Below are 21,579 nucleotides of genomic sequence, written 5' to 3'. Positions count from 1 at the left end.
TTTACCTGCAAATCCGCATGGATTCGCATCTGCTCCCGTTTCGGCAAGCAATTCAGAGGGCAGCGCAAGCCGCCCGGATCATTAATTAATTTCGATACGGCGCGGTTTTTTCTCTTCCGGAATTACGCGTTCCAGATCGATAAACAACAGGCCGTTCACCAGGTTTGCCCCTTTAACATGAATGTTTTCGGCTAACTGGAACTTACGTTCGAAGTTGCGCTCGGCAATGCCCTGGTAGAGATAGGTACGTTCTTTCTGTTCAGCCGCGTGCGCCCCTTTAACCACCAGCAGGTTGTCCTGTGCGGTGATATCCAGTTCGCTTTCTGCAAAACCGGCAACGGCAATGGCGATGCGGTAGTGGTTTTCGTCGACTAATTCAACGTTGTACGGAGGATAGCCGTTCCCCTGATTTTGATTGTTTTCTAACAAGTTAAACAGACGATCAAAACCGATGGCTGAACGATAAAGCGGAGAGAGATCGAAATTACGCATAGTTAAAGCTCCTGAAATCAGCGAGAGTCATTGCGCCTTCCACAATGGACAGGCTATGGCGCCCGAAACACCCCGCAGGCGTGTTCGTTATTGGGCCACACTGTGAAAATGGGTCTGGATTCGATCTTTTCAAGCAACTTAACGCAACTTTTTTTTGCACTTTCCCCAGGCTTGCATAGACTGGGACGTGAGCACAAAAGGTTAAATTGCGAGGGCCGCCACAGAGCGGCGCTTTTCAGCTATTCATTTCAGATGGGGCTCGCTATAACCGTAGAGGTAAGTAGGCGAGCCCCATTAACGATGACAAACGGATGATGAAAAATATTCTGGTTACGCTGACGCTGTTCAGCACACTACTGCTTTGCGGGTGCTCAAGCGTCATGTCCCACACCGGGGGTAAGGAAGGAACCTACCCGGGGACGCGCGCCAGTGCGGCGATGCTGGGCGATAGCGAGACGAACTGGGGCACCAAATCGCTGGTGATCCTTGATATGCCGTTTACGGCGGTGGCGGACACGCTGCTGTTGCCGTGGGATTTCTTCCGTACCGATAAATCGGTGCGTTCGCGCGTGGAAAAGAGCGAGCAGCAAAACCTGGCGACCAACTCGGTCATCCCGCCCGCTCAGATGCCTGGGGAGTAACTACCACCCGGTTTGTGCCGTCCAAATCTGCCGGAAACCGCCCGTCTCTTCCATCCACGCCACCTGTCGGCCATCGGGCGAAAAGACCACCGCGTCGCCGGACGGCGGATTGCCGTGATCGGTAGTCAAAAAGGTCACGTCGCCGGTGCGGGCGTCGCAGCAGGCGATGCGGTTTTCCAGCACAAAGCCGAGCGCCCGTCCCGACGGATGCCAGTTAAAGGCTGAGGTGATATCGCTGTGGTTATGGGTAAGCTGGCGAGGCTCGCCCCCTTCCGGCGCGATAAGCCAAAGCTGCACAATGCCGCTATCGTCGCGCATCAGAAAAGCGATCTCCGTCGCCTGCGGATTGCTGCGTACCCAGTGGCGCGGCACGTTGACGAGCCCGGGGTAGCGGCGATGGTGGGTGAACGTCAAGCGACGCTGCGCCACGCCCGCAGGCGGCGCGGGCATCGTCTCCGGCGTGCCCTGCAGCGGCGCATCCCCCGCGCGCTTCCAGTCCGCCTCCCCTTTCGGCAAATCAACGATAAACAGCTCCGGCACCTTTTCGCCGCCTGCGGAGAGGGTATCGCCAATAAAAGCCAGCCGATCGTTACCGACCCACCCCTCTTCATAGGCGCGATTGATCTCATCGCTGCCCGGCGCAGGATGCGGCGTGGTGCGGCTTACCAGCACGCTCCAGAATGTGCCGTCATATTCACGCGGATGGTTACCCGGCACCCGCACCGGCCCGCAGGGCACGGCAACCCCTACGTTGCGTAAATCGAGCTTTGGATCGCGCTCATGCAGCACATGGTCGTTATAGGTAAAACTCACCCGCTTCCCGTTGGGACTGTAGACATGCACGTGGCTACCGCCGCGCAGCGCGCCTGGAGTATAGGGCGCGGTGATATCCATTGCGTCCAGGTTGCTGATTTCACCCTTATGCGCCACTACGCCGCGGCGATGGTGAAAGTCATAGCGCCAGTCCGCGTCCGGGTTTTCCGGACCGTGAATAAAGAGATAGCTCTCCGACGTGGGATGAACGGTCACTACGCCCACGCACGCGCCCCGGGTGGCCCGGTAAATCACCTCCACCTCACCCGTTTCGACATTAACCCGCTCGATCGTTTCGCCGGTAAAAGAGGCGCCTGATGGTCGCACGTCAAACACCAGCCAGCGGCTGTCCGCCGTCCAGGTATTGATGTTAGTAAGCTGATGGTTGCGGGGAGCGAAGGTGATTTGTTTCATAAGAGAACCCTGATGCGCAGTTATCGCATCAGGGTAAAACATCGAAAGGAATTAGCCTACTCGTTTCATGTCCCGCCCCGTAAAGGGCCGGGGTTAATGATCCCGCGAGGCGTTTCTTTGCGCATCCTGCTCCCTGGCCCGCTCAGCCAGGGAGGGGAAATCCTTCGGGGTATAATAAGGGGAAGGCGGCGGCAGTTGCGCCATATTATCGCCGGGCCAGAGCTGCATTTCGCCAAGCGCGTTCAGATCAAAGCCTTTCCAGCGATGCGGCAGGCTAAGATGGACGGGCACCGTTTGTTCGCCGGGAACCGGCGTGGGCAGGCGGCTGTCGCCCATCCGGAAGTTACGGTAGAGCACCAGATACTTTTCCGGCACCCTGCGCTGGCTGCTCCACCAGCGGCCATTCAGCATATCAAACTGAAAACGGGTGATCTCCGCCGGTTGCGCCCCCAGGTTGGTCAGCGCCTGTCGCAGGGCGGTGCCCATCGCCATATTGTACATGCCCGGGGAAGCCGTCTGTCCGTTAAGGATTAACGACGCCGCCAGCCGCGCCCCCAGCAGATTGGAGTAGAGATCTTCCGGCGAAAACGCCGACACCCCTTCTGAAAAGCCAGGCACCGACTCAAAACCGTACCACTGCGCAATCTCATGCCATTCCGCCACCTGATAGGCCACATGCGCCGCCAGCCAGGCGGCCAGAGAATAACGTTCGGCAGCATCGTCTGGCGGCGTAAAGGCAGTAAAGACCAGGCGGCGTTCCGCCAGCTCATCCCCCAGACTAAGCGTAAAAGCCTGTCCCAGCTTTGGCAGGAGCTGGCTGAACACGTAGACCGTAATGTCGGCGGTATCGCGGACATGCGCGGTATCGATAAATCCGCCTCGCGAGGTATAGAGAATACCGTTGTTCTCGCGGCCCAGCCCTGCCAGATTCGCCAGCCCGGTCAGCAGATGGTCGTTGTACTGATGCTGGCCCAGCTCGTCCACCGTCACGGTATTATTCAGCTGATAAAACGGCACCGGCATACCCAGCAGCTCAGCGTGCAGGTCGTAGCCAAACGCGCAGCACGGACGGAGCCCGTTGGGCTGAGGCTGCGGCGACATGACCGGCCAGGCTTCGCTGGCGGCGGGCGGCGCGCTCGTCGATAAATTCAGATTAAGCGGCAACGCCGCACAGACTGGTGCGAGGGTGCCCCATGCCAGCATCAACAGAGATAAAACCCGGCTTATTCCTTTCAAAATGCTTCTCCTGCCTGAAAATAGAAACCACTGCTGCCTTTGCCGATACCGTAATCCAGCCGCACATTCATACGGGGCTTAAATTCAAAGCGGTAGCCCACCCCCGCGGAGGGCAACCAGCGTCCATTATCCAGCGATGAGAACGACGGTCCCATCGTACCGGCGCCTATCCAGCCCACCACGCCATGCCGCCAGCTTAGCTTGCGCCGGTACTCCAGCTGGCCGCTGACCGCGTTCTTATCGCGGTAGCGTCCTTCGTAATAGCCGCGCATCCGATGGTTACTGCCCAGCAGCGGCAACATGTTCCACGGCACCTCTCCCTGGGTGAACGCGCCGTCAGTTTCCCAGGCCAGCACAGTATTCTCATCAACCGAATGGTAGCGGCTGTAATGTAGCTGATACTCATCAAACTGCGTATCGCTTCCGACATCCGGTGAAAAATGGGTATAACGGAGCCGGGCATACTGACCCTTGCGCGGATTGGGCATAAAATCGCGATCGTCCCAGCTAAACTCCACGCTGCCGCCGTTGCTGACCGACGACGGCCCCTGCGCCGTATCTTCAATTTTGCGCGGATCGTTGACGTCCATTTGCGCGGCGTGCTGTAGATCCAGCGTCCAGCCAACCCCCAGATAGACATGGGGGGCAAGCCGTCGGTAGATGGTCGGACGAAGATCCAACACCTGGGCGGTGTACTCCTCTTTGGCGCTCTCTTTATCGCCAGCGGTGAATCCCTTTCCCCAGTACCAGGTCGGCGTATGGCTAATGGCGCCATCGAGAAAGAAACGCCAGCGATCCTGCGCGTAAAAGGCGTAATTCTGCATGGTCAGGCCAAACGCGCCGGTGGAGCTTACATAACCGCTGAGAGACAACGTTGAGTTCTGGCTGACCTTGTCATCGGGATCGGGGCGATACATCCCCACTACTGCCGTTCCGATACCCACCCCCAGTTCCGGGGTGTAGAACGGCCCAGGCATCACGCCCCAGTTAACCCCTTTTGCGGCATCGAAGCTTTCGCTGTCACCCATTTTTTGCAGCCATGCGTCTATCTGCTCGCGGCCCGGCAAATTCGCCCGGGCCGCCGGAACGGCCAGCAGCCCGACGGCGCAGAGTAAAAGAGGGCGGTTCAAAAGCGGTACTCGCCTGCTACAAAGAAGCTGTTACGTTCGGCAAAACCGACTTCGGTGGTAATGTTAAAGCTGCGGGTGATCTCATACTGCGCCCCCAGCAGCACGTTCCATGGCGATTGCAGATGCTGTTTCACATCGAAGCGGCCGTTATGCGACTGGTTCGCCAGATCCACCATCTGCTGCAGCATCGCGGATGGCATGTTCAGATCGTCCAGGCTGCCCTTAAACTCCTGCTGCACATCCTGATACATGCTACCCACCCAGACGTTAAGCTTGCCCGACGGCAAATGAAAGCGGTCTATTCCCGGCGTGGAGAAGCGATAGCCGATGCGCGGCGAAACGGTAAACGCGTCGATGCTGCCATCCAGAATATCGAACTGCGTCTGGGTGTAGTTGGCATCAAGGGCGGTAAACCAGTTGCCGACGCCCCCCACCAGCGTGGTGCCAACCCCGTAGGTCGTGCCTTTGAAATCGAGCTTAAACTGCAGATTTTGCAGATTTGCCGGGTGGTAGGTTTTCCCTGCAGGCCCGTTAATCCCGACGCCAATTTGCGAAACAGAATGGCCTTCGGTATGACCTATCAGGCCGTAGACGTTCATAAACGGCAGCAGCCAGGCGTCCAGCTTCATCGTTTCGGTCTGGCTCTTTTCCCGGGTATCACCCACGTTGATTTTAAAGGCGTTATCCAGTGGGATAGATTTGCCGAAAGGACCGGTTAAAGCCAGCCCGTTGAAATTGATGCTATCAACGTCAATATTCTGACGCATATTCATATAGTTGATGTTGATACCGAACGGCGCAGGAAGTTCATAGCCCCGCTTTCTGGCTTCGTCGCCCCACAAAGGGAGCACTGACGTACTCTCTGCTTTTGCCTTTTCCGGCGTCGGCGCGATCTCTTCTGCCGGGGTTGCGACGTCGTCATCGTGATAACGATAGAGTGGCGATAAGTCTGCAGGTGAGCTGTTTGCAGCCCAGGTCGAAAACGCCGCAAACGGCAGCGTTGTCAGCACCAAAAGGGAGCTTTTTTTCATAATTATTAATTGTTTATTCTGGCGAGAAACGCCGGTTTATCGAAGGGGGCTAAGAATAAAGGAATGTCGCACTTTTTAGAGGGATTTCCGTGCGGATTTATGTTTTGCAATAGAAAACTGTGAACTTACATCTTCTGAAAAGCGATGCCTGCAAATGCTTATCTTTCTGTCGGCCCGACCGGGATCGGGCCGACGAACGATCAGGACAAGACGTATTTTTCGATTGCCCAGGCTACGCCATCTTCAATATTCGACCTGGTGATGAAATTCGCCGCCTCTTTCGCAGCCGGAATCGCGTTGTCCATCGCCACCCCTACGCCCGCAAATTCAAGCATCGCAATATCGTTTTCCTGGTCGCCAATCGCCATGATCTCGTCGCGCTCAATGCCCAGCGCATCAGCGAGCGATTTCACCCCTGTGCCTTTATTCACGCGCTTATCAAGGATCTCAAGGAAATAGGGAGCGCTTTTCAGCACGGTATATTTCTCTTTCACCTCTGCCGGGATACGGGCGATGGCCCGATCGAGAATGGCGGGCTCGTCAATCATCATCACCTTCAGGAACTGCGTCTCCGGGTCCATTTTTTCGGCTTCGCAGAAGACCAGCGGGATCGTCGCCACATAGGATTCATGCACCGTGTAGTAGCTGATATCACGGTTGGCGGTGTAAAGCGTATTACGATCGAGGGCGTGGAAATGGGAACCGACCTCACGGGAGAGTTTTTCCAGGTAGCGATAGTCGTCATAGCTCAGCGCGGTCTGCGCCACGGTACTGCCATCGCCCGCCTTTTGTACCAGCGCACCATTATAGGTGATGCAGTAGTCGCCCGGCTGTTCCATATGCAACTCTTTCAGGTAGTTATGCACCCCCGCATAGGGACGACCGGTGGTGAGTACCACGTTGACCCCTTTTTCACGGGCGGCGGCAATCGCGTTTTTAACGGCAGGAGAGATGGTGTGGTCCGGCAGCAACAGCGTGCCGTCCATGTCAATTGCAATGAGTTTGATAGCCATGGGATCCCCGGTTTGAATGAGTCTGAACTCATGCTAACGCGATTCGGCTCAAAAAACACGGGAAGAAAGGAGGCTGAGACTGGCGAGGGGATTCCTCTTTTGGGAAACAGAATTTGCCCTCACCCCGGCCCTCTCCCGACAGAAGCCAGGGAGAAATGAGGGCCCCGGGCTATCCCCCTCCCCGATGGGGAGAGGGTTAGGGTGAGGGAAATTACAACTTAGATATCGATATTCGCCGCTTTCAGCGCGTTCTCTTCGATGAAGGCGCGACGCGGTTCTACCGCATCGCCCATCAGGGTGGTGAACAGCTGGTCGGCGGCAATCGCGTCTTTGACGGTCACGCGCAGCATGCGGCGGCTTTCCGGGTCCATGGTGGTTTCCCACAGCTGATCCGGGTTCATTTCGCCCAGGCCTTTATAACGCTGGATAGAGAGGCCACGACGGGACTCTTTCACCAGCCAGTCCAGCGCCTGCTCGAAGCTGGCAACCGGCTGACGACGCTCGCCACGCTCGATAAACGCATCCTCTTCAATCAGACCGCGCAGCTTCTCACCGAGCGCACAGATACGGCGGTATTCCGGCCCGGTAACAAACTCGTGCTCCAGCGGGTAGTCAGTGTCTACACCGTGAGTGCGCACGCGGATCACCGGTTCAAACAGCTCGCCGTTTTCGCGTACGTCGAACTTCCACTGGCTGCCGTGCTGCTCTTTCTCGTTCAGCTCGGTCACCAGCGCGTTCACCCAGCGGGTAACCGTCTGCTCGTTGCTGAGATCCGCTTCGGTCAGCGTCGGCTGATAGACAAGCGCTTTCAGCAGCGCCTTCGGATAGCGGCGCTCCATGCGGCCAATCATCTTCTGCGTGGCGTTGAAGTCAGAGACCAGTTTTTCCAGCGGCTCGCCCGCCAGTGCCGGGGCGCTGGCGTTGGTGTGCAGCGTCGCGCCGTCCAGAGCGATAGAGATCTGATACTGATCCATCGCTTCGTCATCTTTGATGTACTGCTCCTGCTTGCCTTTTTTCACCTTGTAAAGCGGTGGCTGGGCAATGTAGACGTGGCCACGCTCAACAATTTCCGGCATCTGACGATAGAAGAAGGTCAACAGCAGCGTACGGATGTGCGAGCCGTCGACATCCGCATCGGTCATGATGATGATGCTGTGATAACGCAGCTTGTCCGGGTTGTACTCGTCACGGCCGATGCCGCAGCCGAGCGCGGTGATCAGCGTCGCCACTTCCTGAGAGGAGAGCATCTTGTCGAAACGCGCTTTCTCCACGTTGAGGATTTTACCCTTCAGCGGCAGAATCGCCTGGTTCTTACGGTTACGGCCCTGCTTCGCAGAACCGCCCGCGGAGTCCCCTTCCACAAGGTAGAGTTCAGACAGCGCCGGGTCGCGTTCCTGGCAGTCCGCCAGCTTGCCCGGCAGGCCTGCTAAGTCCAGCGCACCTTTACGACGGGTCATTTCACGCGCTTTACGCGCCGCTTCACGGGCACGCGCGGCGTCGATAATTTTGCCGACCACGATTTTCGCGTCGGACGGGTTTTCCAGCAGATATTCGCTCAGCAGTTCGTTCATCTGCTGCTCAACCGCCGATTTCACCTCGGAGGAGACCAGCTTGTCTTTAGTCTGCGAGGAGAATTTCGGGTCCGGCACCTTCACGGAGACCACGGCAATCAGCCCTTCGCGCGCATCGTCGCCGGTGGCGCTGACTTTCGCTTTTTTGCTGTAGCCCTCTTTATCCATGTAGGCGTTCAGGGTACGGGTCATCGCCGCGCGGAAGCCCGCCAGGTGCGTACCGCCGTCGCGCTGCGGAATGTTGTTGGTGAAGCAGTAGATATTTTCCTGGAAGCCGTCGTTCCACTGGAGCGCCACTTCAACGCCGATACCATCTTTTTCGGTGGAGAAGTAGAAGATATTCGGGTGGATCGGCGTTTTATTCTTGTTCAGGTACTCAACAAACGCCTTGATGCCGCCTTCGTAGTGGAAGTGATCTTCTTTGTTATCACGTTTGTCGCGCAGACGAATCGAGACGCCAGAGTTGAGGAACGACAGTTCGCGCAGACGTTTCGCCAGAATTTCGTATTCAAATTCGGTTACGTTGGTGAAGGTCTCCAGGCTCGGCCAGAAACGTACCATCGTACCGGTCTTATCGGTTTCGCCGGTCACGGCCAGCGGCGCGTCAGGCACGCCATGCTGATAGATCTGGCGGTGAATTTTGCCTTCGCGCTGGATAACCAGCTCCAGTTTCTGCGACAGGGCGTTCACCACGGAGACGCCGACGCCGTGCAGACCGCCGGAAACTTTATAGGAGTTATCGTCGAACTTACCGCCCGCGTGCAGAACGGTCATGATCACTTCTGCCGCCGACACGCCCTCCTCCGGGTGGATCCCGGTCGGGATGCCACGTCCATCATCCTGTACGGAAACGGAGTTATCGGCGTGGATGGTGACGATAATGTCTTTACAGTGACCCGCGAGCGCCTCGTCGATAGCGTTATCTACCACCTCAAATACCATGTGGTGCAGACCGGTGCCGTCATCCGTGTCGCCGATATACATACCCGGGCGCTTACGCACCGCATCCAGCCCTTTGAGGACTTTGATACTGGAGGAGTCATAAGAATTCGACATCAACGTTTCTCGCTCATTTTATCTTGGGTTAATCCGTTATTTTACCCTTTTCCACGGTGAACATCTTCGAATTTTTGTCCGACATGTCCATAACGTGTTCAGCGCTAATGGCGCTGACGAAAACCTGCGACTGCGTGGCTTTTAAGCGGCTGGCAAGCAGCCCACGCCGCGCGTCGTCAAGTTCCGAGGCAAAATCATCTATCAGGTAGAGGCAGCGCCGCCCGCTCTCACGGGTGAGGTATTCCCCCTGCGCCAGGCGCAGGGCGCACATCAGAAGCTTAAGCTGCCCGCGCGACAGCGTATCTTCCACCGGCGCGCCGTCGGCGCGGATGCGGAAGTCCGCTTTGTGCGGGCCGTGCGCGGTGTAGGTCAACATCCGGTCGCGCTCGAAGCTTCTCTCCAGCACCTCAGCATAGTCCGTCTCTTTCTCCCAGCCACGCTGGAAGGAGAAGGAGAGAGAGAACTCGGGTAAAAACTGTTTGCAGGTATCGGCCATATCCGCGGCGATCCCGGTGCTGTAATCGGCGCGCCAGCGGCTGATCTGTTCCGCCAGCGGGATCAGCTCTTTGTCCCACGCACGCAGCTCGGCATACCGGGAGACCTGGCGCAGCGCGGCGTTGCGCTGTTTAAGCAGGCGCTTCAGGTTGCTCCAGGCGTTAAAGAAGCCCGGTTCGTTGTGAAAGCATCCCCAGTCGAGGAACGCTCTTCTGTATTTGGGGCCGCCGTTGAGTAAAGTAAACCCCTCGGGGGTAATTAACTGCATCGGCATCAGCAGCGCCAGCTCCGCCACTTTGTGGCCATCGGTGCCGTCGATACGCACCTTGCTGTCACCCTGCTTGTCTTTGGTGAGGCCGATGGCGGTTTCCCGCTCCGCCCCCTGCAGGCGCCCGTGCAGGACAAAGGCCTCCTGCTCGTGACGAATGACACGCCCAATCTGCAAACTGCGGAACGCCCGGCCATGGCCGAGCGTGTAGATGGCTTCCAGCACGCTGGTTTTGCCGCTGCCGTTCGCGCCAACCAGGAAATTAAAGCCGGGGGATAAAGCGAGATCCGCATTTTCGATATTGCGGAAATCTTTAATTAAAAGGCGCGTCAGTGACATATCTGGGTTTCTTCGGGCCAGGGTGTAATCGGCGCAGCCACTTTCAACGCGGACTGCGCGCAGACCCTGGAGCGTACACGAAGTACGTGACAGGGGCGAGCACAGCCCGGGTTAAAACTGGCAAGTAAGATAGCCCGCTATTTTTCACTAAAGTCTCATTGGCATAACAACGTAAGCCGCGCTTTGGCTGGCAGCGTCTTCAATCTGTACGCTCGACACCGAGTCAGTCAGCAAAATGCGCACATTTTCGCACTTCAGGGCGTTAAGCACATCCAGCACGTAGCTAACGTTAAAGCCGATCTCCATCTCCGTACCGGCGTAGGTGACGTCCAGCATCTCTTCCGCCTCTTCCTGTTCCGGGTTGTTGGCGGTGATTTTCAGCTGGTTTTCGCTCACATAGAGACGTACGCCGCGAAACTTCTCGTTAGAGAGGATCGCCGCGCGGGCAAAGGCCTGCTTGAGAATATCGCAGCCTGCTTCGAGCGTTTTGTCGGGGTTCTTCGGCAATACGCGGCGATAATCCGGGAAACGGCCATCCACCAGCTTGGAGGTAAAGATAAAATCGCCCACATGAGCGCGAATATTGTTGCTGCCGATCTGCACGCGCAGCGGCGTCTCGCCGCCGTCGAGCATACGCATCAGCTCAATCACCCCTTTACGCGGCACGATCACCGAATGGCTGGGCAGTGATTGCCCGATGGGCATGGAGCAGACCGCCAGACGGTGACCGTCAGTGGCGACGGTACGCAGCTCTTCCCCTTCGGTTTCGAACAGCATGCCGTTTAAGTAGTAACGTACATCCTGATGCGCCATCGAGAACTGGGTCGCCTCGATCAGACGCTTCATGGTCGCCTGCGGCAGGGTAAATTCGACCTCGCTCTGCCAGTCGTCCAGGTTCGGAAAGTCGGCGGCAGGCAGCGTGGAAAGCGAGAAACGGCTGCGGCCAGAGCGCACCAGCATGCGATCGCCTTCCAGCTGCACCGCGATCTCGGCGCCTTCCGGCAGGCCGCGGCAGATATCAAAAAACTTACGCGCCGGAACGGTGGTCGCTCCCGCCTCGTGCGGCTGAGAGAGCGTCACGCGTGCGACCATTTCCATTTCCAGGTCTGTACCGGTCAGCGACAGCGTACCGTCTGCGACCTGAAGCAGCAGGTTTCCAAGAATAGGCAGCGTCGGACGGCCGCCTAACGGGCCGCTCACCTGTTGCAGCGGTTTTAAGAGATGTTCACGTTCAACGGTAAATTTCATAGCGTCACGATGATAGTGTTCTGATTAAATTGGAAAAATCTTCTTTTATGTCGTGGCTTTCTTCGCGCAGCTGCTCAATCTTGCGACAGGCATGCAGCACGGTGGTATGGTCACGGCCACCAAAGGCATCGCCGATTTCCGGCAGGCTGTGGTTGGTTAACTCTTTTGCCAGCGCCATTGCCATCTGGCGCGGTCGCGCCACCGAGCGGGAACGGCGTTTAGAGAGCAGGTCCGCCACTTTAATTTTGTAGTACTCCGCCACCGTCTTCTGAATATTGTCGATGGTGACCAGTTTTTCCTGCAGCGCCAGCAGATCGCGCAGCGCTTCGCGCACAAAATCGATAGTAATGGCGCGTCCGGTAAAGTTCGCGTTGGCGATGACGCGGTTCAGCGCCCCTTCCAGCTCACGAACGTTAGAGCGCAGGCGCTTGGCGATAAAGAACGCGACCTCGCCCGGCAGGCGGATGTCGTTCTCGTCAGCCTTTTTCATCAGGATCGCCACGCGGGTTTCCAGCTCCGGAGGCTCGATCGCCACGGTCAGCCCCCAGCCGAAGCGGGATTTCAGACGATCCTCGACGCCGTTGATCTCTTTCGGATAACGATCCGAGGTGAGAATGATCTGCTGATTACCTTCGAGCAGGGCGTTAAAGGTGTGGAAAAACTCTTCCTGGGATCGTTCTTTATTGGCAAAAAACTGGATGTCATCGATCAGCAGCGCGTCAACGGAGCGGTAATAGCGTTTAAACTCTTCGATAGCGTTGTTTTGCAGCGCCTTGACCATATCCTGCACGAAGCGCTCGGAGTGCATGTAGACCACCTTCGCGTTCGGCTTGCGCGCCATGATGCCGTTGCCGACCGCATGCAGCAGGTGGGTTTTACCGAGGCCAGTGCCACCATAGAGAAACAGCGGGTTGTAGGCGCCGCCGGGGTTATCCGCCACCTGGCGGGCCGCCGCGCGCGCCAGCTGGTTCGATTTACCCTCAACGAAGTTATCGAACGTATGCTTAACGTTAACGTTGGAGCGGTAGGTGGGTTCAGCCGGAGCCGGCACATTATCCCAACCGGGGCGGGCCGCTGGCGCGGCGCGCGGCGCGGGTGCCGGAGCAGCCTGCGCAGGCGCGGCCACATTGACCGCCTCTTTCACGGTCTGGGTGACCGGTTTGGTCCCCACTTCAAAACGCAACTGTGGCGCATCAGAGCCGCAGAAATCGTTCAGCAGTCCATTGATATTGTTCAGGTACTTGTCCCTTACCCAGTCGAGCACAAAACGGTTTGGCGCATACAAAGCCAGCGTGTTATCGCTCAACTCCGCCTGCAACGGGCGGATCCACATACTAAATTCTGTGGCTGGTAACTCATCCTGCAATCGGGCAAGACACTGCTGCCAAAGCGAAAGTGACACGGCGGACTCCACTCGAACAATAAAAGAAAACTATTGAATATTCATGATTGTTGGCACACGTCGGAAAGACCCGGTGCAACAGGGTGACGTGCGAATTGCTATCTGCAATTTTACCCGGCCAGGATCCTGGATCGCGATCGGGACCGCGGATCATAGCGTAAAGTGAGCCAGAGATCTTCTGTTTCTCACAGATTCTTCCCGATTTATCCACAGGACGATCTCGAACCGGGTAAGTGTAAACGATCCTGGCGGCAGCGCCGCGCGATTTAGCCCGCATATTGGAAAATTTAATGAGCACAGCCGCTTTTTTACCTAAACGATCTAACGAAGATCCGGGACGATCCTTGCGCTTTGACGGGGAGGCCGTATAATCCCCCACCCGGCGCGTGATGCTCGCCTTCCAGCGTCGGACGCTGCTCATTTTCCACGCGAAATCGTGCGGAAATAGCCGGGAAATAAGGAAAGAGAATTGACTCCGGAGTGTACAATTATTACAATCCGGCCTCTTTAATCACCCACGCTGAGGCGTTAGTCGTTCGAATTTCGTTCGGGTACACGCAAAAGTCAGTGAATTTATTCAAGTTTAGGTAGAAATCGCCATGAAACGCACTTTTCAACCGTCTGTACTGAAGCGCAACCGTTCTCACGGCTTCCGTGCTCGTATGGCTACTAAAAATGGTCGTCAGGTTCTGGCACGTCGTCGTGCTAAAGGCCGCGCTCGTCTGACCGTTTCCAAGTAATAAAGCTAACCCCTGGTGGTTAAGCTCGCATTTCCCAGGGAGTTACGTTTGTTAACTCCCACTCATTTCACATTCGTCTTCCAGCAGCCACAACGGGCCGGCACGCCGCAAATCACCATCCTCGGCCGCCAAAATTCGCTGGGGCATCCCCGCATCGGTCTTACTGTCGCCAAGAAAAACGTCAAGCGCGCCCATGAACGCAACCGGATTAAACGTCTGACGCGTGAAAGCTTCCGTTTACGTCAGCATGAACTCCCCTCGATGGATTTCGTGGTGGTGGCAAAAAAAGGGGTTGCCGACCTCGATAACCGTGCTCTCTCGGAAGCGTTGGAAAAATTATGGCGCCGCCACTGTCGCCTGGCTCGCGGGTCCTGATAGCCCTCATTCGGGTTTATCAACGCCTGATTAGTCCGCTACTCGGGCCGCACTGCCGTTTCAGACCAACCTGCTCGCAATACGGAATTGAGGCATTGCGCAGGTTTGGAGTGATAAAAGGCAGTTGGTTGACGGTGAAACGCGTATTAAAATGCCACCCTTTACACCCCGGTGGAGACGATCCCGTCCCCCCAGGACCATTTGATACCAGAGAACACTAACGATGGATTCGCAACGCAATCTTCTTATCATCGCTTTGTTGTTCGTGTCTTTCATGATCTGGCAGGCATGGGAGCAGGATAAAAATCCTCAGCCCCAGCAGCAGACCACGCAGACAACGACCACCGCAGCGGGTAGCGCCGCCGACCAGGGCGTACCGGCCAGTGGCCAGGGGAAACTGATTACGGTTAAGACCGACGTGCTTGAGCTGACTATCAACACCCGTGGTGGTGATGTTGAGCAGGCGCTGCTGTTGACCTACCCGAAAGAGCTGAAATCAACGGAACCGTTCCAGTTACTCGAAACCACGCCTGAGTTTATCTACCAGGCGCAGAGCGGCCTGACCGGTCGCGACGGCCCGGACAACCCGTCCAACGGTCCGCGTCCGCTGTATAACGTCACCAGCGATACCTTCGTTATGGCTGATGGTCAGAACGAACTGGCGATCCCGATGACCTATACCGACGCCGCGGGTAACACCTTCACCAAAACCTTCACCCTGAAACGCGGTGAGTATGCGGTGAACGTGGGTTATAGCGTGCAGAATACCGGCGCGAAACCGCTGGAGCTGTCGACCTTTGGTCAGCTGAAGCAATCCATCAAACTGCCGTCCCACCGCGATACCGGCAGCAGCAACTTTGCGCTGCATACCTTCCGCGGCGCGGCGTACTCTACGCCGGACGAGAAGTACGAGAAATATAAGTTCGATACCATCGCCGATAACGAAAACCTGAACGTCAGCGCGAAAGGCGGCTGGGTTGCGATGCTGCAGCAGTACTTTGCGACAGCATGGGTTCCGAACAACGACGGCACCAACAACTTCTATACCGCTAACCTCGGTAACGGCGTGGCGGCTATCGGCTACAAATCTCAGCCGGTACTGGTGCAGCCGGGTCAAACCGGTAAGCTTGCCAGCACTCTGTGGGTCGGCCCGGAAATTCAGGACAAAATGGCTGCCGTGGCGCCGCACCTGGATCTGACCGTGGACTACGGCTGGCTGTGGTTCATCTCTCAGCCGCTGTTTAAACTGCTGAAGTGGATCCATAGCTTCCTGGGTAACTGGGGCTTCTCCATTATCGTTATCACCTTTATCGTTCGTGGCATCATGTACCCGCTGACCAAAGCGCAGTACACCTCCATGGCGAAGATGCGTATGCTGCAGCCGAAGATTCAGGCGATGCGTGAGCGTCTGGGCGATGACAAACAGCGTCAGAGCCAGGAGATGATGGCCCTGTATAAAGCGGAGAAAGTGAACCCGCTGGGCGGCTGCTTCCCGCTGCTGATTCAGATGCCGATCTTCCTGGCGCTCTACTACATGCTGAGCGCCTCGGTTGAACTGCGCCATGCGCCGTTTATCCTCTGGATCCACGACCTCTCTGCACAGGACCCGTACTACATTCTGCCGATCCTGATGGGTCTGACCATGTTCGCGATTCAGAAAATGTCGCCGACAACCGTCACCGACCCGATGCAGCAGAAGATCATGACCTTTATGCCGGTCATCTTCACGGTCTTCTTCCTGTGGTTCCCGGCTGGTCTGGTGGTTTACTACATCGTGAGTAACACGGTGACCATCATCCAGCAGCAGCTGATTTACCGTGGTCTGGAGAAACGTGGCCTGCATAGCCGCGAGAAGAAAAAATCCTGATACTAGTCGCAGGCGCGTTGGCTGCGTTTGCTTGCCCCAGTCACTTACTACAGTAAGCTCCTGGGGCTCACAAACTTGCCGCCTTCCTGCAACTTGAATTATTTCGAGTAACTACGGTAAAGTTAATGCCAGAGAAGGCGGTCAATAGACCGCCTTTTTTACATTCATAAAGAGACAAACCATGAGCCATAACGACACTATCGTCGCCCAGGCAACCCCACCGGGACGCGGTGGTGTGGGCATTCTGCGTATCTCCGGCCTTAAGGCGCGCGAGGTGGCCGAAGCGGTGCTGGGCAAGCTACCTAAGCCGCGCTACGCCGACTATCTGCCGTTTAAAGATGCGGACGGTACCGCGCTGGATCAGGGGATCGCCCTGTGGTTTCCTGGCCCCAACTCTTTTACCGGCGAGGATGTATTAGAGCTTCAGGGCCACGGCGGCCCGGTGATCCTCGACCTGCTGTTAAAACGTATTCTGACCCTGCCAGGCCTGCGTATTGCGCGGCCTGGCGAGTTCTCTGAGCGGGCGTTTCTTAACGATAAGCTCGATTTGGCCCAGGCGGAGGCGATTGCTGACCTGATCGACGCCAGCTCAGAACAGGCGGCCCGCTCTGCGCTGAACTCCCTGCAGGGGGCCTTTTCCGCGCGCGTGAACCACTTAGTGGAAGCACTTACTCACCTCAGGATCTATGTCGAAGCGGCTATCGACTTCCCGGACGAGGAGATCGACTTTCTCTCTGACGGTAAAATCGAAGCCCAGCTTAACGACGTGATGAGCGATCTCGACGCGGTGCGCGCCGAGGCGCGCCAGGGGAGCCTGCTGCGCGAAGGGATGAAGGTGGTCATCGCCGGGCGTCCGAACGCCGGGAAATCGAGCCTGCTAAACGCGCTGGCGGGCCGTGAGGCAGCTATTGTGACCGATATTGCCGGGACCACCCGCGACGTGCTGCGCGAGCATATCCACATCGACGGGATGCCGCTGCATATTATTGATACCGCCGGCCTGCGCGATGCCAGCGACGAGGTAGAACGCATCGGTATTGAGCGTGCCTGGCAGGAGATCGAGCAGGCGGACCGCGTGCTGTTTATGGTGGATGGCACCACCACTAACGCCGTCGATCCCGCCGATATCTGGCCCGATTTTATCGCCCGTCTGCCGGCGAACCTGCCGATTACTGTCGTGCGTAATAAAGCCGATGTCACTGGCGAAACGCTGGGCCTGAGCGATGTGAACGGTCACTCACTGATTCGCCTCTCGGCGCGAACCGGCGAGGGGGTGGATACGCTGCGCAACCATCTCAAACAGAGCATGGGTTTTGATACCAGCATGGAGGGCGGCTTCCTTGCGCGCCGTCGTCATCTTCAGGCGCTGGAAGAGGCGGCAAACCATCTCGAACAGGGTAAAGCGCAGCTGATAGGCGCCTGGGCGGGCGAACTGCTGGCGGAAGAGCTGCGTCTGGCGCAGCAGGCGCTAAGTGAGATCACCGGAGAATTTACCTCCGACGATCTGCTGGGCCGGATATTTTCGAGCTTCTGTATTGGGAAGTAAAATAGTAAAACGTATCAAACCAAATCAAAACAACATTATGATTTTAAAATAATTTTGTTTTACTTGGTGGGAAGTGATTTGAAGGGTTTTGTCGATTCTTGCTCCGTATGTGCTCCGAAGATAAATTCTGGAGCACATGCGGAGCACAAGATGAGAAAAACCTATGAAAATCAATATACAAAAGCGAGAACCAGATAAGAATGGCCTGCACTCCATCAGGCTTGTGTACTATTACGGCTCAAAGACCTCGGAAGACGGTTCAAGGGCTCAAAAGCGCTCTTACGAGCCGCTGAATCTATTCCTCTACAACAAGCCCAAAAACGCAGTTGAGCGCGAGCACAACAAAACCACATTGCAAAAGGCCGAAGCTATTCGTGCCAAACGTCTACTGGAAATGGAATCAGCCAAACACGGCTTAGATGATCGCACTAAACTCAATGCCAGCTTCTTTGACTACTTCGATCAAGTAACAGCAAGTAAAGCATCCGGTAGTAAATCCAATTACTCAATTTGGGTTTCAGCGGGCATCCATCTCCACCGATACCACGGCCACGCAGAACTTACTTTTGAACAGGTAGATAAATACTTCTTGGAAGGGTTCCGCCATTACCTACAGCATGAGGCAATAACAAAATCAGATACCTGCCTATCCAGGAATACCGCCTGTAGCTACTTCAATAAAATCAGAGCGGCGCTCAACCAAGCACAACGAGACCGAATCATCAGAGACAACCCTGTTGAACAAGTCAAATCCATCAAAGCAGAGAGGACACAGCGCACTTATCTCACTCTGGATGAGGTAAAGGCCCTTACCAAGGCAGAATGCCGTTACAATGTACTACGGAGAGCATTTCTGTTCTCCTGCACGACAGGACTACGCTGGTCAGACATTCATAAACTGGTGTGGGGTGAAATTGAACTGTTTGCTCAAGGCCACTACCGAATCATCTTTTCCCAGAAAAAGCTCAAAAACTCGGGCAATGGCCTGCAATATCTCGACTTACCGGATTCAGCAGTACGTTTGCTCAACTTGGAAAACAGGGGAAAACCGACAGAACGGGTTTTTAAGGGCTTACGTTACGACAGTTACAGCAACGTCGCGCTAGTGCAGTGGGCTATACGAGCAGGGATAACCAAACACGTGACCTTTCATGCAGGCCGACACACCTTTGCAGTAAACCAACTTGCCCGTGGCTTGGACATCTATTCCCTTTCCAGATTGCTTGGCCATAGCGAACTCAGAACGACAGAAATCTACGCAGATATTCTGGAAACCCGCCGCACAGAGGCCATGCGGACCTTTCCTGATATCTTCGATGAGTCATCAGACTAAGAGCATTATTACGACCAAACTACTATATCTTTACAAAGAAAAGGGCACCTCGACAGTGCCCTCCATCAACCACATAAGATCGTTAGTTTTTACAGCCGTTCTTATCACATGTGATTTTCTCGTGGGAATTAACCCAAGCCTGAGCTGTCAATCCAACGAGTAACCGCTACATGTCACGGTTAAAAAATGTGACATGTAACGTATCTAATCATTCCTTTTTATTTTCATAACGTTAATCCACAACCTAATATCTCCGGCCATACAATTTTCGGTTAGCAACTAGATGATCAGCAGCGGCTTTATCAATCTCATCAGAAGACGCCACACGATTACTCTGCAGCCAAGCCAAGATATCTGCTCGCCTGAAGAACACCCGATTGCCATTAGGTTTGAAAAATGGGATCTTGCGTTCGTGAGTCAACCGGTACAAAGTGCTTTTCTTTAACCCTGTCAGCTCAGCACATTCCTCAACTGTCAGGATTTCCTTTGTTGTGTCAGGACGTTGCTCGTTTTTGATATGATCGGTAATCAGTTTTTTAAGCAATGACATATCCATCAGCATGCGCTGAAGCATCTCTTTTTCAGTCATGTTGATACTCCTTTACCTCAAAATCGAACAGGGAAATGTGGGAAAGTGGGATATTTGAATTATTCATCATCGACTTGCTCCATCTTCAGCATTGCTTGCCTCACCCTGTCAGGCCAAAGGGCAAAAAAACGATAGTAGCGACCGCTCATCTTTAGCTTATAGGTACCACGGCTGCGTTCATTACTTTCAAGGCATTGACGGCGGAAGAGCAGCTCAACATCACGCATATAATGAGTTGGCAAATTTAAGCCTTTCAAAAATTCATCTTTGTGGATGAGCCAAAGCTCCTCACCATCGATAAACCGTCGATATCCTATGCTTGTTGGCCGAGATACATCGCCTTCTTTAGCAAGTCGTTTATCCCACTTAGCGAGAACACCGCCAATCTTTTGTAGTAAGCGATACTCCTCAAGATTCATTAAATGACCGCGACTTCCCAACCAAACCCGATATAAGCTGTGCACTGCTTGTTCTGATTCGTCCTCACTCCAATTAACCAGAAAGTTACGAGAGGCAAGCTGCAAGGCCACTAAAATCAGCGCAAAACGCCGGGTGACTCGCTGCACCTGTGAGGATGAATCCGGCAGTAGCCAGCTATCAACAATGCGCTGTAATTCCTTCGGCACGTATTGATTAAGATCCACTACATCGGTCGTGATCAATTCGATGAATGATCTCAGCAATGATCCGTACGTTCTCGCACTTGCAGACTTCAGATGATCAATGGCCTTTTGAGGTGTGGAAAAGCTGTGAAGATCATTCAGCACCCCATGCTGACCAATTACCGGAAGTTCAATCAAACGAACTTCTTGCCCGGCCATCGGGCTACGACCCAAGCTTTCAAATATCTCAGCGAGCCACTTTTCACCTGTACTTAATACCAGCACACGCCAATGCTCAGATTCAGCAAGCTTGCCGGTTTTATCTGCCCGCAATTTCCCGGCGCCATTAAAAATCTGATACAAACAGGTATCGATATCTTCCGCTTTGGCCATGCCAATTTCATCAAGCGGTAAAACTAGGTCGTGATGTTCACTCGCGACAGCAGCAATCCCATTGGCAGTGCCAATCCAACTTTTCATAAAGTCAGGAGCACCACAGACACTTGCACACACTTGAATAGTTGCAGTTTTACCATCAGCAGAATTGGAAACAATATGAATGCCGCCATTCTCCAAACCTGCGGGTTTTAACAGTGGTGCGGCAAGGGCACAGCCAATAGCGAAAATTAAATATGGGTTACCACGACAAAAATACCCTACTTCTCGTTGCCAATCGTCCAAAGCTCCTTGTTGCTGAAAATTTGGAGCAATACGGGGAGATAGGTACTGATACGGTTCATCACTCATACCAGAAATCCAACTGGACGTAACAAATACCTCACGATGCCAACCTGTCCTTTCCACTATGGTTGCAGTACTCGCTTTGCGCGATTCTTGAACTAAATATTGTTGAATCAGTTTCCACGTATCGGTGCCCGGCTCTATCCAAAAACCACTGTCTAATAACCGCTCTCGAATTAACATAGACTGGCTACCATTCAATATCTTCATCAAAAATACCTCCTGGACGGAGCAGCCATCCAGATTGAGCCACTCGCATAGCACACCATTACTCCGTATTCGGTCATCGCTACGCACTCTGAAAAGTACACGAATTGGATCGGAAATTTTCCGCTTCTCATTAGCTCGAAGATGAAATAAGCCTGTGTCACGTAGTTCAAACTGCATGACTCCACCTACAGGCATTGCATCCAAGCCAACACCTCACTGTGTCGAAAGCGAACTGAGCGGCCATGAGCATTGAGTTTTATTGGTGATGGAAATTTGCCACTTTGGACATAACGCCGCAGTGTCGCCGGTGATATTTGGGTGAGAGAACACACCTCTTGGTATGTGAGTAACCTTTCGTTGGTAGTTGAAGTAACTTGGTTCACGATGCCTCCTGAAAATTATTGGACCTTCATGCAGCATCATCCTA

At 54.9% G+C, this 21,579-nt stretch carries 20 protein-coding genes and 1 other annotated feature; of the genes, 7 read left to right on the top strand and 13 right to left on the bottom strand.

Annotation, left to right across the window (positions count from 1 at the left end; all coding sequences use genetic code 11):
* Positions 1 to 81: 81 nt before the first annotated feature.
* Entirely contained in the window at positions 82 to 492 is a 411-nt protein-coding gene (gene ibpA / locus BN3796_RS01375) for a small heat shock chaperone IbpA (RefSeq protein WP_061706658.1), read from the bottom strand.
* Positions 486 to 558, bottom strand: a sequence feature (ROSE (Repression Of Heat Shock gene Expression) occurs in the 5'-region of heat shock genes and acts as an RNA thermometer to modulate expression.). Its footprint overlaps the gene before it by 7 nt.
* Before the next feature lie 245 nt (positions 559 to 803).
* On the opposite strand from ibpA, the gene BN3796_RS01370 reads away from it, so the two are divergent.
* A complete protein-coding gene (locus tag BN3796_RS01370; RefSeq protein ID WP_061706657.1) occupies positions 804 to 1,133 on the top strand; it encodes a YceK/YidQ family lipoprotein in 330 nt (109 codons plus the stop codon).
* Here BN3796_RS01370 and BN3796_RS01365 read toward each other — a convergent pair whose 3' ends face one another.
* The 9 genes from BN3796_RS01365 to dnaA form a co-directional block, all read right to left on the bottom strand.
* Positions 1,134 to 2,360 (bottom strand): DUF3748 domain-containing protein, encoded by a 1,227-nt coding sequence (locus BN3796_RS01365; protein WP_073885037.1) that lies wholly within the window; start codon positions 2,358 to 2,360, stop codon positions 1,134 to 1,136.
* A gap of 93 nt (positions 2,361 to 2,453) precedes the next feature.
* On the bottom strand, positions 2,454 to 3,563 hold the full coding sequence (locus BN3796_RS01360) for a DUF4056 domain-containing protein (RefSeq protein WP_061706655.1): 1,110 nt from the start codon (positions 3,561 to 3,563) through the stop codon (positions 2,454 to 2,456).
* 29 nt (positions 3,564 to 3,592) lie between these two features.
* Positions 3,593 to 4,624 carry a BamA/TamA family outer membrane protein gene (locus tag BN3796_RS01355; protein ID WP_238379213.1) on the bottom strand — a complete coding sequence of 344 codons (1,032 nt, stop codon included), beginning with the start codon at positions 4,622 to 4,624 and terminating at the stop codon, positions 3,593 to 3,595.
* Positions 4,625 to 4,722: 98 nt separating this feature from the next.
* Complete coding sequence (locus BN3796_RS01350) at positions 4,723 to 5,757, bottom strand: hypothetical protein (protein ID WP_061706653.1); 1,035 nt, start codon at positions 5,755 to 5,757, stop codon at positions 4,723 to 4,725.
* A gap of 200 nt (positions 5,758 to 5,957) precedes the next feature.
* Complete coding sequence (gene yidA / locus BN3796_RS01345; RefSeq protein WP_061706652.1) at positions 5,958 to 6,770, bottom strand: sugar-phosphatase; 813 nt, start codon at positions 6,768 to 6,770, stop codon at positions 5,958 to 5,960.
* A 218-nt stretch (positions 6,771 to 6,988) separates the two neighbouring features.
* Positions 6,989 to 9,397 carry a DNA topoisomerase (ATP-hydrolyzing) subunit B gene (gene gyrB, locus BN3796_RS01340; RefSeq protein WP_061706651.1) on the bottom strand — a complete coding sequence of 803 codons (2,409 nt, stop codon included), beginning with the start codon at positions 9,395 to 9,397 and terminating at the stop codon, positions 6,989 to 6,991.
* A gap of 28 nt (positions 9,398 to 9,425) precedes the next feature.
* Positions 9,426 to 10,499: a DNA replication/repair protein RecF gene (gene recF, locus BN3796_RS01335; protein ID WP_061706650.1), complete on the bottom strand. Its 1,074-nt coding sequence runs from the start codon at positions 10,497 to 10,499 to the stop codon at positions 9,426 to 9,428.
* Positions 10,500 to 10,646: 147 nt separating this feature from the next.
* Complete coding sequence (gene dnaN, locus BN3796_RS01330; RefSeq protein WP_061706649.1) at positions 10,647 to 11,747, bottom strand: DNA polymerase III subunit beta; 1,101 nt, start codon at positions 11,745 to 11,747, stop codon at positions 10,647 to 10,649.
* Between the two features lie 4 nt (positions 11,748 to 11,751).
* The gene (gene dnaA, locus BN3796_RS01325) at positions 11,752 to 13,149 is read right to left on the bottom strand and encodes a chromosomal replication initiator protein DnaA (RefSeq protein ID WP_061706648.1); all 1,398 of its coding nucleotides are present in this window, start codon (positions 13,147 to 13,149) and stop codon (positions 11,752 to 11,754) included.
* 599 nt (positions 13,150 to 13,748) lie between these two features.
* On the opposite strand from dnaA, the gene rpmH reads away from it, so the two are divergent.
* From rpmH to BN3796_RS01300, 6 genes are all read left to right on the top strand, one after another.
* Positions 13,749 to 13,889 carry a 50S ribosomal protein L34 gene (rpmH, locus tag BN3796_RS01320; RefSeq protein ID WP_000831330.1) on the top strand — a complete coding sequence of 47 codons (141 nt, stop codon included), beginning with the start codon at positions 13,749 to 13,751 and terminating at the stop codon, positions 13,887 to 13,889.
* Positions 13,890 to 13,904: 15 nt separating this feature from the next.
* A complete protein-coding gene (rnpA, locus tag BN3796_RS01315; protein WP_003861126.1) occupies positions 13,905 to 14,264 on the top strand; it encodes a ribonuclease P protein component in 360 nt (119 codons plus the stop codon).
* Positions 14,228 to 14,485, top strand: coding sequence for a membrane protein insertion efficiency factor YidD (yidD, locus tag BN3796_RS19795; protein WP_073885035.1), 258 nt, complete (start codon positions 14,228 to 14,230; stop codon positions 14,483 to 14,485). Before rnpA ends, yidD begins: the two co-directional genes overlap by 37 nt.
* A 2-nt stretch (positions 14,486 to 14,487) precedes the next feature.
* Positions 14,488 to 16,131: a membrane protein insertase YidC gene (yidC, locus tag BN3796_RS01310; RefSeq protein WP_061706647.1), complete on the top strand. Its 1,644-nt coding sequence runs from the start codon at positions 14,488 to 14,490 to the stop codon at positions 16,129 to 16,131.
* 181 nt (positions 16,132 to 16,312) lie between these two features.
* A complete protein-coding gene (gene mnmE, locus BN3796_RS01305; protein WP_061706646.1) occupies positions 16,313 to 17,677 on the top strand; it encodes a tRNA uridine-5-carboxymethylaminomethyl(34) synthesis GTPase MnmE in 1,365 nt (454 codons plus the stop codon).
* Positions 17,678 to 17,840: 163 nt separating this feature from the next.
* Positions 17,841 to 19,010, top strand: coding sequence for a site-specific integrase (locus tag BN3796_RS01300; RefSeq protein WP_061706645.1), 1,170 nt, complete (start codon positions 17,841 to 17,843; stop codon positions 19,008 to 19,010).
* A gap of 244 nt (positions 19,011 to 19,254) precedes the next feature.
* Here the strand turns inward: BN3796_RS01300 and BN3796_RS01295 are convergent, their stop codons facing one another.
* The 3 genes from BN3796_RS01295 to BN3796_RS19790 are packed head-to-tail and all read right to left on the bottom strand — an operon-like array spanning position 19,255 to position 21,535.
* Positions 19,255 to 19,599 carry a helix-turn-helix transcriptional regulator gene (locus BN3796_RS01295; protein ID WP_000136520.1) on the bottom strand — a complete coding sequence of 115 codons (345 nt, stop codon included), beginning with the start codon at positions 19,597 to 19,599 and terminating at the stop codon, positions 19,255 to 19,257.
* 59 nt (positions 19,600 to 19,658) lie between these two features.
* Positions 19,659 to 21,329 (bottom strand): DUF927 domain-containing protein, encoded by a 1,671-nt coding sequence (locus BN3796_RS01290; RefSeq protein WP_061706644.1) that lies wholly within the window; start codon positions 21,327 to 21,329, stop codon positions 19,659 to 19,661.
* Between the two features lie 8 nt (positions 21,330 to 21,337).
* Positions 21,338 to 21,535 (bottom strand): helix-turn-helix transcriptional regulator, encoded by a 198-nt coding sequence (locus BN3796_RS19790; protein WP_073885034.1) that lies wholly within the window; start codon positions 21,533 to 21,535, stop codon positions 21,338 to 21,340.
* Positions 21,536 to 21,579 lie beyond the last annotated feature (44 nt).

It is taken from the genome of Pseudenterobacter timonensis (genome assembly GCF_900021175.1).
In the GTDB taxonomy this organism is placed as follows: domain Bacteria; phylum Pseudomonadota; class Gammaproteobacteria; order Enterobacterales; family Enterobacteriaceae; genus Enterobacter; species Enterobacter timonensis.
This window is presented reverse-complemented; position numbering and strand designations above follow the sequence as displayed.

Excerpts from the sequence above, each read along its gene's own strand:
- ibpA (WP_061706658.1), bottom strand. The coding sequence starts at position 492 with ATGCGTAATTTCGATCTCTCTCCGCTTTATCGTTCAGCCATCGGTTTT.
- BN3796_RS01370 (WP_061706657.1), top strand. The coding sequence starts at position 804 with ATGATGAAAAATATTCTGGTTACGCTGACGCTGTTCAGCACACTACTG.
- BN3796_RS01365 (WP_073885037.1), bottom strand. The coding sequence starts at position 2,360 with ATGAAACAAATCACCTTCGCTCCCCGCAACCATCAGCTTACTAACATC.
- BN3796_RS01360 (WP_061706655.1), bottom strand. The coding sequence starts at position 3,563 with ATGCTGGCATGGGGCACCCTCGCACCAGTCTGTGCGGCGTTGCCGCTT.
- BN3796_RS01355 (WP_238379213.1), bottom strand. The coding sequence starts at position 4,624 with ATGGGTGACAGCGAAAGCTTCGATGCCGCAAAAGGGGTTAACTGGGGC.
- BN3796_RS01350 (WP_061706653.1), bottom strand. The coding sequence starts at position 5,757 with ATGAAAAAAAGCTCCCTTTTGGTGCTGACAACGCTGCCGTTTGCGGCG.
- yidA (WP_061706652.1), bottom strand. The coding sequence starts at position 6,770 with ATGGCTATCAAACTCATTGCAATTGACATGGACGGCACGCTGTTGCTG.
- gyrB (WP_061706651.1), bottom strand. The coding sequence starts at position 9,397 with ATGTCGAATTCTTATGACTCCTCCAGTATCAAAGTCCTCAAAGGGCTG.
- recF (WP_061706650.1), bottom strand. The coding sequence starts at position 10,499 with ATGTCACTGACGCGCCTTTTAATTAAAGATTTCCGCAATATCGAAAAT.
- dnaN (WP_061706649.1), bottom strand. The coding sequence starts at position 11,747 with ATGAAATTTACCGTTGAACGTGAACATCTCTTAAAACCGCTGCAACAG.
- rpmH (WP_000831330.1), top strand. The coding sequence starts at position 13,749 with ATGAAACGCACTTTTCAACCGTCTGTACTGAAGCGCAACCGTTCTCAC.
- yidD (WP_073885035.1), top strand. The coding sequence starts at position 14,228 with ATGGCGCCGCCACTGTCGCCTGGCTCGCGGGTCCTGATAGCCCTCATT.
- yidC (WP_061706647.1), top strand. The coding sequence starts at position 14,488 with ATGGATTCGCAACGCAATCTTCTTATCATCGCTTTGTTGTTCGTGTCT.
- mnmE (WP_061706646.1), top strand. The coding sequence starts at position 16,313 with ATGAGCCATAACGACACTATCGTCGCCCAGGCAACCCCACCGGGACGC.
- BN3796_RS01300 (WP_061706645.1), top strand. The coding sequence starts at position 17,841 with ATGAAAATCAATATACAAAAGCGAGAACCAGATAAGAATGGCCTGCAC.
- BN3796_RS01295 (WP_000136520.1), bottom strand. The coding sequence starts at position 19,599 with ATGACTGAAAAAGAGATGCTTCAGCGCATGCTGATGGATATGTCATTG.
- BN3796_RS01290 (WP_061706644.1), bottom strand. The coding sequence starts at position 21,329 with ATGCAGTTTGAACTACGTGACACAGGCTTATTTCATCTTCGAGCTAAT.